At 69.8% G+C, this 12,647-nt stretch carries 11 protein-coding genes; all 11 read right to left on the reverse strand.

Annotated elements, in window-relative coordinates:
* Positions 1-401: 401 nt before the first annotated feature.
* The 11 genes from ACIPEP_RS13520 to ilvD all read right to left on the reverse strand — a co-directional run bounded on the left by ACIPEP_RS13520 (position 402) and on the right by ilvD (position 12,638).
* Entirely contained in the window at positions 402-1,172 is a 771-nt protein-coding gene (locus tag ACIPEP_RS13520; protein ID WP_070418535.1) for a fumarylacetoacetate hydrolase family protein, read from the reverse strand.
* 30 nt (positions 1,173-1,202) lie between these two features.
* Positions 1,203-2,312: a branched-chain amino acid aminotransferase gene (locus ACIPEP_RS13525; protein ID WP_402717543.1), complete on the reverse strand. Its 1,110-nt coding sequence runs from the start codon at positions 2,310-2,312 to the stop codon at positions 1,203-1,205.
* A 15-nt stretch (positions 2,313-2,327) separates the two neighbouring features.
* Positions 2,328-3,395 (reverse strand): 3-isopropylmalate dehydrogenase, encoded by a 1,068-nt coding sequence (locus tag ACIPEP_RS13530; protein ID WP_229086206.1) that lies wholly within the window; start codon positions 3,393-3,395, stop codon positions 2,328-2,330.
* Positions 3,396-3,408: 13 nt separating this feature from the next.
* Positions 3,409-4,998 carry a phosphoglycerate dehydrogenase gene (gene serA, locus ACIPEP_RS13535; RefSeq protein ID WP_071294936.1) on the reverse strand — a complete coding sequence of 530 codons (1,590 nt, stop codon included), beginning with the start codon at positions 4,996-4,998 and terminating at the stop codon, positions 3,409-3,411.
* A gap of 144 nt (positions 4,999-5,142) precedes the next feature.
* Positions 5,143-5,535 carry a hypothetical protein gene (locus tag ACIPEP_RS13540; protein ID WP_402717544.1) on the reverse strand — a complete coding sequence of 131 codons (393 nt, stop codon included), beginning with the start codon at positions 5,533-5,535 and terminating at the stop codon, positions 5,143-5,145.
* Positions 5,532-5,972, reverse strand: a complete 441-nt coding sequence (locus ACIPEP_RS13545; RefSeq protein ID WP_070418531.1) for a hypothetical protein — start codon at positions 5,970-5,972, stop codon at positions 5,532-5,534. Before ACIPEP_RS13545 ends, ACIPEP_RS13540 begins: the two co-directional genes overlap by 4 nt.
* A 61-nt stretch (positions 5,973-6,033) precedes the next feature.
* Positions 6,034-7,224, reverse strand: coding sequence for a mannitol-1-phosphate 5-dehydrogenase (locus tag ACIPEP_RS13550; RefSeq protein WP_070418530.1), 1,191 nt, complete (start codon positions 7,222-7,224; stop codon positions 6,034-6,036).
* A 209-nt stretch (positions 7,225-7,433) separates the two neighbouring features.
* Positions 7,434-8,459, reverse strand: coding sequence for a ketol-acid reductoisomerase (gene ilvC / locus ACIPEP_RS13555; protein ID WP_070418529.1), 1,026 nt, complete (start codon positions 8,457-8,459; stop codon positions 7,434-7,436).
* A 117-nt stretch (positions 8,460-8,576) separates the two neighbouring features.
* Entirely contained in the window at positions 8,577-9,077 is a 501-nt protein-coding gene (gene ilvN, locus ACIPEP_RS13560; RefSeq protein ID WP_022907763.1) for an acetolactate synthase small subunit, read from the reverse strand.
* Positions 9,074-10,897 carry an acetolactate synthase large subunit gene (locus ACIPEP_RS13565; protein WP_070418528.1) on the reverse strand — a complete coding sequence of 608 codons (1,824 nt, stop codon included), beginning with the start codon at positions 10,895-10,897 and terminating at the stop codon, positions 9,074-9,076. The genes ilvN and ACIPEP_RS13565 overlap by 4 nt, the downstream gene beginning before the upstream one ends.
* A 46-nt stretch (positions 10,898-10,943) precedes the next feature.
* Positions 10,944-12,638 (reverse strand): dihydroxy-acid dehydratase, encoded by a 1,695-nt coding sequence (gene ilvD, locus ACIPEP_RS13570; RefSeq protein ID WP_070418527.1) that lies wholly within the window; start codon positions 12,636-12,638, stop codon positions 10,944-10,946.
* Between the last annotated feature and the right edge of the window lie 9 nt (positions 12,639-12,647).

Genomic DNA, 12,647 nt, shown 5'->3' on the forward strand with positions numbered 1-12,647 from the left:
CCTCCACAAGTGAAGGCAACGGGGTCAATAAATTGGCATTGACAATGTGCACGCTGTTGAGTTCTCAAGGACCAGACGCACTCCCCACTCGACCCGTGGAACACGAGCGTCGTCAGAGAGGCATTTCGTCTCACCCCGAACAGACCACTTCGAGAGTGGATCGTCATCGGGATTCGTTGCCTGAGCGGGACCCCGTCCGGACTGCATCTCCGGGGCGTTCGCTCCGGTGACCGTCTCGGCCGTTCCGTTCTCCGCCTCAGCGGCAACGAGTGATTACTCTACACACGCCCCGGGGGCCCCGCCAACCGTCCCGCACCCCGGGCGTGTCGCAGGTGCCGATCCGCGCGGAGACGCGGAACGGCCCGCCCCCACGGTGGGAGCGGGCCGTTCGGTGACGCGTGTCAGTGCTTGGCGATGACCGGGTTCTTGAGCGTGCCGATCCCCTCGATCGTCACCTCGACGACCTCGCCGTCGCGGATCTCGCCGACGCCGGCAGGGGTGCCGGTCAGGATGACGTCGCCGGGCAGGAGCGTCCAGATCGACGAGACGAACTCGATGAGGGACGGGATGTCGTGCACCATCTCACTCGTCGAGCCCACCTGGCGCAGGTCGCCGTCCACGCGGGTCTCGATGCGGATGTCCGACGGGTCGATCTCGGTCTCGATCGCCGGCCCGAGCGGGCAGAAGGTGTCGAAGCCCTTGGACCGGGTCCACTGGCCGTCGCGCGCCTGCAGGTCACGGGCGGTCACGTCGTTGGCGATCGTGTAGCCGAGGATCACGCTCGCGAAGTCCTCGCGCGTGACGTTCTTCGCGAGCGACCCGATCACGATGGCGAGCTCGCCCTCGTGGTCGACGCGTCCGACCCCTGCGGGGAGACGGATCGGGTCCTCGGGGCCGATCACCGACGTGTTGGGCTTGAGGAACACCACCGGGTCGTCCCCGGAGCGCTCGTCCATCTCGGACGCGTGCTCGGCGTAGTTGAGCCCCACGCCGATCACCTTCGACCGCGGGATGACGGGGGCGAGGAGCTTGGCGTCCGCCAGGGGCACCCGCTCCCCCGTGGTCTCGAACCCCTGGTACATCGGGTCACCCGCCAGCACGACCAGGTCGCGCTCGTCGAGGATGCCGTACCGGGGGTCTTCGCCCTTGCTGCTGAACCGTGCGATCTTCACCGTTGGAGCCTATCGACGTGTGGTGTGCGTTCAGGCCGGGTCGGTCAGGCGCGTCATCCACCCGTGCGGGTCGGGACGGCGGCCGTACTGGATGTCGGTGAGTTCGTCGCGCAGGGACATCGTCAGCTCGCCGGCCCCGACGGTCGGCGACCCGATCGTGAAGCCCTCGCCGCGGAGTTCCGCGATCGGGGTCACGACGGCGGCGGTCCCGCACGCGAAGGCCTCGGTGATGGAGCCGTCCTCGACGCCGTCACGCCACTCGTCGAGGGTCACCCGACGGCGTTCGACGCGCAGCCCGCGGTCCTCCGCCAGCTGCAGGATCGAGTCGCGCGTGATGCCCTCGAGGATGGAGTCGGAGTCCGGTGTTACGAGCGTGCCGTCCGCCTTCACCAGCACGACGTTCATGCCCCCGAGTTCCTCGAGGTACTTGCCCTCGACCGAGTCGAGGAACATGACCTGCTGGCAGCCGTGCTCGTACGCCTCTTGCTGGGGCAGGAGCGACGAGGCGTAGTTGCCGCCGGTCTTCGCCGCACCCGTGCCGCCCTTGCCGGCCCGGGCGTAGTTCGTGGACAGCCAGATCGACACCGGCTTCGGTCCGGAGGTGAAGTACGCACCCGCCGGGCTCGCGATGCAGTGGTACGCCACCGCCTGTGCCGCACGCACCCCCAGGAACGACTCGGTCGCGATCATGAACGGCCGCAGGTACAGGCTCGTCTCGGGCGCCGAGGGCACCCAGTCGACGTCGGTCCGGACCAGCTCGCGGATGGAGTCGACGAAGGTCTCCACCGGCAGCTCCGGCAGCGCGAGCCGCCGCGCGGACCGCTGGAAGCGCTTGGCGTTGGCGTCCGGGCGGAACGTCCAGACCGAGCCGTCGGCGTGCCGGTAGGCCTTCAGCCCCTCGAAGATCTCCTGCGCGTAGTGCAGGACGCTCGCGCTGGGGTCGAGGCTGATCGGCCCGTACGGGTGGACCGAGGCATCGTGCCACCCGGCGTCCAGCGTCCACTGCACGGTGGCCATGTGGTCCGTGAAGTGCCTGCCGAAGCCCGGGTCGGCGAGGATCTCCTCGCGCTCGGCGGCGGCACGGCGCTCGGGTGAGGGGGTGGTGGCGAACGCGAGTCCGAAGTCGGTGTCGGTGCTCATACGGGGAGACTCCTGTCAGGCGGTGGTGGTGCGTGCCGTGGCCGCGGCGGCGATGGCGTCGCCGATCTCGGCCGTGCGACGCTGCGAGGTGCCCCGGTCGGCGAGGTCGGCCTCGACCGCCCGCGTGACCGCCGCCGCGAGGTCGCTGCGACCGATGTGGTCGAGCAGCAGTGCGACGGACAGGATGGCGGCCGTGGGATCGGCCTTCTGCTGACCCGCGATGTCCGGCGCGGAGCCGTGGACCGGCTCGAACATGCTGGGGAAGGTGCCGTCCGGGTTGATGTTGCCCGAGGCCGCCAGACCGATGCCGCCGCTGATCGCGCCGGCCAGGTCGGTGATGATGTCCCCGAAGAGGTTGTCGGTGACGATGACGTCGAACCTAGCAGGTTCCCGCACCATGTGGATGGTGACGGCGTCGACGTGCTGGTAGTCCACCGTGACGTCCGGGTACTCCTGCCCGACGGCCGCGACGGTGCGCTGCCAGAGGGCTCCGGCGTGCACCAGGACGTTGCTCTTGTGCACGAGCGTGAGGTGCCTGCGCGGCCGCCGGTCCGCCAGCTCGAACGCGTACCGGACGACGCGCTCGACGCCGTACGCGGTGTTCAACGAGACCTCGGTCGCGATCTCCTGCGGGGTCCCGACGCGGATGGCGCCGCCGTTGCCGACGTACGGTCCCTCGGTGCCCTCGCGCACGACCACGAAGTCGACGTCACCGGGGGACGTCAGCGGCGTCGTGACCGACGGGTAGACGACGGTCGGGCGCAGGTTCACGTAGTGGTCGAAGGCGAACCGCAGCTTCAGCAGCAGCCCGCGCTCGATGATCCCGCCCGCGAGCCGGGGGTCGCGGGGGTCGCCACCGACCGCGCCGAGCAGGATCGCGTCGTGGGTGGCGATGGCGGACATGTCGTCCTCGGTGAGGATGTCACCGGTCTCGAGGAACCGGTCGGCACCGAGGGAGAACGGGGTCTCCTCCACCACGAGGTCGTCCGGCAGCACCGCGTGCAGGACCTTCAGCGCCTCGTCGACCACCTCGGGTCCGATGCCGTCCCCGCGGATCACCGCGAGCTTCACCGTCTGCGTCATGTCCGCCACTCCCCTACAGCGTGATGTCGATCTCGCGGAGCGAGGCCGCGTCGATCGTGGACCGGACGTGCTCGAGGATCTCGGCCGGGACCGGCGAGTCGACGGTGAGGACGCTGAGCGCCTGGCCGCCGGCGGCTTCCCGCGAGATCTGCATCGCCGCGATGTTGATGCCGGCGTCGCCGAACTCCTTGCCGTAGACCGCGACGATGCCGGGCCGGTCGGTGTACTCCATCACCACGTGGTGCTCGGCGAGGGCGACCTCGACGTCGTGGCCGTTGATCTCGACGAGCTTCGCGACCTGCTTCGGCCCGGTGAGCGTGCCGGACACGCTGATCGCCGGGCCGTCGGACTGGGCCCCGCGGATCGTGAGCACGTTCCGGTACTCGGGGCTGTCCGAGTCGGTGATGAGCCGCACGGTGACCCCGCGCTGCTCGGCGATCAACGGTGCGTTGACGTAGGACACCTGGTCGCTGACGACGTCGGTGAAGACGCCCTTGAGCGCCGCGAGCTTCAGCACGCTGACGTCGAACTCGGCGAGCTCGCCGTGCACCTCGACGTCGATGCTGGTGACGGGCGACGTCGCGAGGCCGGTGAACACCTGGCCGAGCTTCTCGACGAGCGGGATGCCCGGGCGCACGTACGGGTCGATGACGCCACCGGCGACGTTGACCGCGTCGGGGACGAGTTCGCCGCCGAGGGCGAGCCGCACCGACTTGGCGACCGAGACGCCCGCCTTCTCCTGCGCTTCGTCCGTCGAGGCACCGAGGTGCGGCGTGACGACGACGTTCGGGAGCGCGACGAGCGGCGAGTCCTTCGGGGGCTCGGACACGAAGACGTCGAGACCGGCGCCGGCGATCGTGTTCGAGGTGAGCGCACGGTGCAGCGCGTCCTCGTCGATCAGCCCGCCGCGGGCGACGTTCACGACGAACGCGGTCGGCTTCATGAGCGCGAACTGGTCGTCCGAGATCATGCCGACCGTCTCCGGCGTCTTCGGCATGTGGATCGTGGTGAAGTCGGCGCGCTTGAGCAGGTCCTCGAGCGAGACGAGCTCGACCCCGAGCTGCTGGGCACGGGCCGTGGTGACGTACGGGTCGTACGCGATCACCTGGACGCCGAACGCCTGCAGGCGCTGGGTGATGAGCGCACCGATGCGGCCGAGGCCGATGATGCCGACGGTCTTCTCGTACAGCTCGACACCGGTGTACGCGGAGCGCTTCCAGGTGCCGGCGGCGAGCGACGCGTGTGCGGCCGGGATGTGGCGCGCGAGCGACAGGATGTGGCCGACCGTGAGCTCGGCGGCGGAGATGATGTTCGACGTCGGCGCGTTGACGACCATCACCCCGGCGGTGGTCGCCGCCTTGATGTCGACGTTGTCGAGGCCGACGCCGGCACGGGCGACGACCTTGAGGTTCGGGGCCGCGGCGATCGCCTCGGCGTCGACCTTGGTGGCGGAGCGCACCAGGATGGCGTGCGCATCGGCGAGGGAGGCCAGGAGGGCGGGGCGGTCGGTACCGTCCACGTTCCGGATCTCGAAGTCGGGCCCGAGGGCGTCGACTGTGGCGGGCGAGAGTTCTTCGGCGATCAGGACGACCGGCTTCGGCACAGCTGCAGTTTCCTCACACGAGACGGGCGGTATCCCACCATCGTATCGACGTGTGCACGTGGTTACGACCGCAGGGTCCGTCCGGTGGGCGACCACACGACGGACGGGAGGCGCGGTGCCGGCCGGCACCGCGCCTCCTGGCCGTCAGGAGGAGCGTCCGAAGTCCAGCAGGCTCGGCACGAACAGTTGCAGGTCCAGCCACAGCGCGCCGGCTGCCGCGAAGGCCAGCACGAAGACACCGATGGTCACCGCGAGCCGAGCGCGTCGGGTGATCCACAGGGCGACGACGAACGCGACCGGCGCGATCGCGATGTCCAGCACGAGCCAGAGCCACGGCGTGCTGCTCCGGAGCGAATCGCCGCCGGACGTCGTGTCGAGGAAGGCGTTGAACTGCCGGACCGAACCCGAGATGTTCACGAGGTTGCCGACGCTCTGGACGGTCATGTACGCGAACAGCAGGGCGAACACGAGCCAGACGACGACCTTGCCGACGAACGCCCGGGACGACCGACGGACGGTCGGCGTCGCGGCGGTCACCCGAAGCTCCGCGTCATGAGGAACGGCCACGGGAAGAGGACGAGGGCGCCGAGCAGCATCCACAGCAGACGGCTCCGCGTGCGCTGTCCACGGCCGGCCCAGAGCACGACGGTGAACCACAGCGCGGGCGCGACGATCGACAGGAACCGGAGGACCTCGACGAAGACGGTCAGCACGGTGTCGACGTCCGAGACGTACGAGGTCGAGGCCGTGAGCAGCCAGGCCACCGTGTAGAGCAGGTACAGGCCACCGAAGACGCCGAACCCGATGAGCGCGCCGGAGGTCTCGGGGGCCTCGGGGTCACGGCCGGAGCGTTCCTTGACGGTGACCGGGTTGTGCGCCGCGTCGACGTGGGTCGCGTCGTCGGCGTCGCCCCAGCTGAGGGCGTCGTCGTCGTGGTCGACCGAGCCGTCGGGCGGGGATGCTGCCGTGGTCATGCCTCGATTCTACGAGGCGTGCCGCTCCGGCTCGACCACGGACGACCGGTACGGCCGCTGGTCAGACGTCGGCGGGCTGGGTCTCGAGGACCTCGGCGACGACCTCGCGCACCGCGGGGAACAGCGGGTGGCTCTCCATCAGGCCGGTGAGGATCTCGGTGAGGGCGTGTGCCGTCGCACCCGAGCGGAGCAGCGCGTGCAGCTCGATCGACTCGGGGTCGTTCTCGTCGTCGAAGTCGAGCGCGACGCGCACGGCGCCGAGCAGGTGGTCGACGGGGAGCCCGCGTTCGGCGAGCTGCGCGGCCGGGCCGACGAAGCGCTCGCGGCGGCCGAGCTTCCGGAGCGGGTTGCGTCCGACGCGGACGGTCGTGTCCGGGAGGTGCGGGTTCGCGATGCGGGAGAGGTTCGCGGCGACGTAGCGCGCGTGCTCCTCCGGGTCGAAGCCGTGCTTGGCGACGAGGAGCGCGGTGGTCTCGGCGAGGACGCCGTCGACCTCGGCGCGGACGGCCTCGTCCTCGAGGGCCTCGCGGATGAGGCGGATGCCCCGGACGTAGCCGTGGTAGGCGGCCGTCGCGTGCGCGGTGTTCACCGTGTAGAGCTTGCGCTCGACGAACGGCTGCAGGTCGTCGACCCAGGTCACGCCGTCGATCGCGGGCGGCTCGGCGTCCGAGTCGGCGAAGGGCGTGCGCTCGATGACCCACTCGTAGAACGGCTCGAGCACGACGTCGAGGCCGCCGGACTGGCCGAGCACCCCGGACTGGTCGGGGACGATGCGGTCGATGGCGCAGTTCGCGAAGACGGCGGCGATGTCGCGGTCCTCGAGGATGGGGGCTCGACGGATGCTGGCGTGCAGGGAGTCCGTCGCGTTGAAGGCGTTCTCGCACGCCACGATCGTGACGTCGCCGCGGTCGAGCGGCCGGGCCGCCAACCCCTCGGCGATGACGGGGGCGACGAGCGGGAGGGTGCGGGCGCCGACCGCGGTCGTGACGACGTCGGCCTCGGCGATGGCCCGGACGACCTGCTCGCGGTCGGTCTTGCTGCTGAGGGCCGTGAACCCGTAGACGAGGTGCTCGACCGGCATCTCGCCGACCTCGTGCACGACGAACCGGCCGGCTTCGTTCAGTGCCGAGACGACGCGGTCGTCGACGTCCACGAAGGTGAGCTCGTAGCCGCTCGCGACCAGGAACTGCCCCACGAACCCGCGTCCGATCTTGCCGGCGCCGATGTGGACCGCTCGCTTCGTCACCGCCATCCGACGATCCTCCCATGCTGGACGACGACCTGAGGACCGCCCATGTCCGGGCCGGACGACGGTCGTCGCGAAACGTCCCCGGGAACGCCGGGGGAACGCCGGTGGGCGGCGTCGGGGCTGGTGGTGAAGTGCTGCATAACGTTCGGGTCACATCGCGAGGCGGCGGTGCGGGTGCACCGCCGCCTCGTCGTCGAGTGGTGTTGCGAAGACTACCGCGCGGCGGAACCGTCCACGTAGTCGGCGTCGTTCGACTTCCACGCGAAGAGGGCGCGCAGCTCGCGACCGGTCGCCTCGATCGGGTGGCCCTCGCCCTTGGCGCGGAGTGCCTTGAACTCCGGCGCGCCGGCGTCCTGGTCGTCGATGAAGCGCTTCGCGAAGGCACCGTTCTGGATGTCCGCGAGGACGGCCTTCATGTTCTCCTTGACCTCGGGCGAGATCACGCGCGGGCCGGAGACGTAGTCACCGAACTCGGCCGTGTCGGAGATCGACCAGCGCTGCTTCGTGAGGCCGCCCTCCCAGATGAGGTCGACGATGAGCTTGAGCTCGTGCAGGACCTCGAAGTAGGCGATCTGCGGCTGGTAGCCGGCCTCGACCAGGGTCTCGAAGCCGTACTGGATGAGCTGCGAGGTGCCTCCGCACAGGACGGCCTGCTCGCCGAACAGGTCGGTCTCGGTCTCCTCGGTGAAGGTCGTCTTGATGCCGCCGGAGCGGAGGCCGCCGATGGCCTTCGAGTACGACCACGCGAGGTCCCAGGCGGAGCCGGACGCGTCGACCTCGACGGCGACGATCACGGGGACGCCACGGCCGGCCTCGTACTCGCGGCGCACGGTGTGCCCCGGGCCCTTGGGGGCGACGAGCGACACGTCGACGCCCTCCGGCGCCTGGATGTAGCCGAAGCGGATGTTGAAGCCGTGGCCGAAGACGAGCGTGGCGCCCGGCTTGAGGTTGGGCTCGATGTCGTCCTTGTAGACGATGCGCTGGACCTGGTCCGGCGCGAGGATGACGACGACGTCCGCCCAGGCCGTGGCGTCGGCCGGGGTGAGGACCTCGAAGCCGGCCTCTTCTGCCTTCTGGCGGCTCTTCGAGCCCTCCTGCAGGCCGATCTTGACCTCGACGCCGCTGTCGCGGAGGTTGAGGGCGTGGGCGTGGCCCTGCGAGCCGTACCCGATGACGGCGACCTTCTTGCCCTGGATGAGCGTCAGGTCGGCGTCGGCGTCGTACACGATGTCAGTCACGGTGGTGGTTCTCCTGTGGTCGGTTCGGGAAGCGTTGGTTGCGGTGAGTCGGGAGGAGACGGACTGGAGGCGCGGTGCGGGTGGCGACCCGCGCCTCCAGTCCGTCACGGGTCGCGGTCAGCGCACCCGGTCGGTGATGCTCTTGGGCCCACGGCCCATGCCGAGGAGGCCCGCACGGGCGAGCTCCTTGATGCCGTAGGGCTCGAGCACGCGGAGGATCGCCTGGATCTTGCCGGGGTCGCCGGTCACCTCGACGATGAGCGAGTCGTTCGCGACGTCGACGACCTGCGCACGGAACAGGTTCACTGCCTCGAGCACGGCCGAGCGCGTCTGGTTGTCCACCCGCACCTTCACGAGCATGTGCTCGCGCTGGACGGACTGGGAGAAGTCCAGCTCGACGATCTTGATGACGTTGACCAGCTTGTTGAGCTGCTTCGTCACCTGCTCGAGCGGGAGGTCCTCGACGTCGACGACGACCGTGATCCGGCTGAGGCCGTCGACCTCGGTGTTGCCGACCGCGAGGGACTCGATGTTGAACCCGCGGCGCGCGAACAGCCCGGCGACGCGGGTCAGCAGACCCGGCTTGTCCTCGACGAGGAGGGAGAGGACGTGGCTCATGCGGTTTCCCCCGTCATGTCGGCGTCCTCGTCGTCCCAGGTGGGGGCGAGGGCCTGGGCGTACTCGATGGACGAGTTGCTGACTCCCTGCGGGACCATCGGCCAGACCATCGAGTCGCGGCTCACGACGAAGTCGATCACCACGGGGCGGTCGTTCGTCTCGAGGGCGAGCTGGATGGCGGCGTCGACCTCGTCCGCCTTCTCGACGCGGATGCCGAGGGCGCCGTACGCGTCCGCCAGCTTCACGAAGTCGGGCACCCGGCGCGAGTCGTGGCCGGTCTCGAGGTCGGTGAACGAGTGGCGGCCGTCGTAGAACAGCGTCTGCCACTGCCGCACCATGCCGAGCGACGAGTTGTTGATGATCGCGACCTTGATCGGGATGTCGTTGATGACGCAGGTCGCGAGCTCCTGGTTGGTCATCTGGAAGCAGCCGTCGCCGTCGATCGCCCAGACCACGCGGTCCGGCTCGGCGACCTTCGCGCCCATCGCGGCGGGGACGGAGTAGCCCATCGTGCCCGCGCCGCCGGAGTTCAGCCAGGCGTTCGGCCGCTCGTACTTGATGAACTGCGCCGACCACATCTGGTGCTGCCCGACGCCGGAGGCGTAGATCGCCTCGGGGCCGCTCAGCTCGCCGATGCGCTTGATGATGGCCTGCGGCGCGAGCAGGCCGTCCGTCGGCTCCGCGTAGCCGAGCGGGAAGTCGACCTTGAGCTGCTCGAGCTTCGCCCACCACTCGGCGGTACTCGCACGCTGGTCGGTCGGGATGCCGCCCCACGCGTCGAGCAGGTCGACCAGGACCTCTTTCGCGTCGCCCACGATCGGGACGTCGGCGAAGCGGATCTTCGAGATCTCGGCCGGATCGATGTCGACGTGCACGACCTTGGCGTTCGGCGCGAACTCGTCGGCCTTGCCGGTCACGCGGTCGTCGAAGCGGGCGCCGAGCGCGATGATGAGGTCACTGTCCTGCAGGCCGAGCACCGCCGGGACGGTGCCGTGCATGCCGGGCATGCCGAGGTGCTGCGGGTGCGAGTCGGGGAAGGCACCCCGTGCCATCAGCGTCGTGACGACCGGCGCACCGGTGGCCTCGGCGAAGCGGAGCAGCTCGGCGGTCGCCCGGGAGCGGATCACGCCGCCGCCGACGTAGAGCACCGGGCGCTCGGACTCGGCGAGGAGCTGCGCGGCCGCGGTGATCTGCTTGCCGTGCGCCTTGGTGACCGGACGGTAGCCGGGCAGGTCGATCTTGGGCGGCCAGACGTACGGCGCCGACTTCTGCTGGGCGTCCTTCGTGATGTCGACCAGCACGGGGCCGGGGCGTCCGGTCGTCGCGATGAGGTGCGCCGCGGCGAGGGTCGCCGGCACGTCGGCCGGGTCGGTCACGAGGAACGAGTGCTTCGTGATCGGCATCGTGATGCCGACGATGTCGGCTTCTTGGAAGGCGTCCGTCCCCATCAGGGTCGAGAAGACCTGGCCGGTGATCGCGATGAACGGCACCGAGTCCATGTAGGCGTCGGCGATCGCGGTGACGAGGTTCGTCGCGCCGGGGCCCGAGGTCGCGATGGCGACGCCGACCTTGCCGGACGCCGAGGCGTAGCCCTCGGCGGCGTGGCCGGCGCCCTGCTCGTGCCGGACGAGGACGTGGCGGATCGTCTGCGACGCCATGAGCTCGTCGTAGAACGGGATGATCGCACCGCCCGGCAGGCCGAAGACGTCGGTGATCCCGAGGTGCTCGAGCGTCCGGAGGACGGCTCCCGAGCCGGTCAGGATCTCCGGCGTCCGGCGTGCACCGGCGGCCGCGGACAGCGGAGTGGCTTCCGTGGGCATGAGGTGTTCCTTGCCTGGAGTGATGGCGATGGTGCGTGTGTCGACGCTAGCCCGTGACCGCGCCCTTGGCGGCGGACTGGACGAGCTTCGCGAACTTCGCGAGGACTCCGCGGGTGTAGCGCGGGGGCAGCGGGGCCCAGCCTTCTCGGCGGGCTTCCAGCTCGGCTTCGTCGACCAGTAGGTCGAGCGAGCGAGCCGCGATGTCGACACGGATGCGGTCGCCATCGCGCACGAATGCGACTGGACCTGCGTCCACCGCTTCCGGTGCGATGTGGCCGATGCACAGGCCGGTTGTGCCGCCTGAGAATCGTCCGTCCGTCAACAGTAGTACATCCTTGCCGAGTCCAGCGCCCTTGATGGCCGCCGTGATGGCGAGCATCTCGCGCATGCCCGGGCCGCCCTTGGGCCCCTCGTACCGGATGACGACGACGTCGCCCTTCTGGATCTTCCCCTCGGTGAGGGCGTCCATGGCGGCGCGCTCGCGGTCGAACACCCGCGCGGGGCCCTCGAAGACCTCGGCGTCGAAGCCGGCCGTCTTCACCACGGCGCCCTCCGGCGCGAAGGAGCCCTGCAGGATCGTCAGGCCGCCGGTGGCGTGGATCGGGTTGTCGAGCGTCCGGAACACCTCGCCGTCGAGCTCCGGCGGGTCGATCTCGGCCAGGTTCTCGGCGAGGGTCTTGCCGGTGACGGTCATGACGTCACCGTGCAGCAGGCCGGCGTCGAGCAGCGCCTTCATGATCACCGGGATGCCGCCGTTGCGGTCCACGTCGACCATGACGTACTTGCCGAACGGCTTCATGTCGGCGAGGTGCGGGACCTTCGAGCCGATGCGGTTGAAGTCGTCGAGGGAGAGCTCGACCTCGGCCTCGTGCGCGATCGCGAGGAGGTGGAGGACGACGTTCGTGGAGCCTCCGAGTGCCATGGCGACGGCGATGGCGTTCTCGAACGCCTCCTTCGTGAGGATCTGGCGGGCGGTGAGGCCCAGGCGGAGCATGTTTACCACGGCCTCGCCGGAGCGGTGCGCGTAGTAGTCACGACGACGGTCGGCGCTGGGCGGCGCTGCCGAGCCGGGGAGCGACATGCCGAGGGCCTCGGCGACCGACGCCATGGTGTTCGCGGTGTACATGCCGCCGCAGGCGCCCTCGCCCGGGACGATCGCACACTCGATCTTCTTGAGTTCCTCTTCCGACATGGTGCCGGCCTTGCACGCGCCGACGCCCTCGAAGGAGTCGATGATCGTGACCTCCTTGAAGGAGCCGTCGGCCTGCTTCACGTAGCCCGGCATGACCGAGCCCGCGTAGAGGAAGACGCTCGCGAGGTCGAGGCGCGCGGCCGCCATGAGCATGCCGGGCAGGGACTTGTCGCAGCCGGCGAGCAGGACGGTGCCGTCCAGCCGCTCGGCGTTCACGACGGTCTCGACGCTGTCGGCGATGACCTCACGCGAGACGAGGGAGAAGTGCATGCCCTCGTGGCCCATCGAGATGCCGTCGGAGACGGAGATGGTGCCGAACTGGAGCGGGTACCCGCCGCCGGAGTGGACGCCCTCCTTCGCCCCCTGCGCGAGGCGGTCGAGGGAGAGGTTGCACGGGGTGATCTCGTTCCACGAGGAGGCGATGCCGATCTGCGGCTTCTCCCAGTCCTCGTCCCCCATCCCGACGGCACGCAGCATGCCACGCGAGGTGGTTGCTTCGATCCCGTCGGTGACGACCCGGCTGCGCGGCTTGACGTCGATATCAGGCATGGGGTGAGT

It is taken from the genome of Curtobacterium sp. NPDC087082 (genome assembly GCF_044745045.1).
In the GTDB taxonomy this organism is placed as follows: Bacteria; Actinomycetota; Actinomycetes; order Actinomycetales; family Microbacteriaceae; genus Curtobacterium.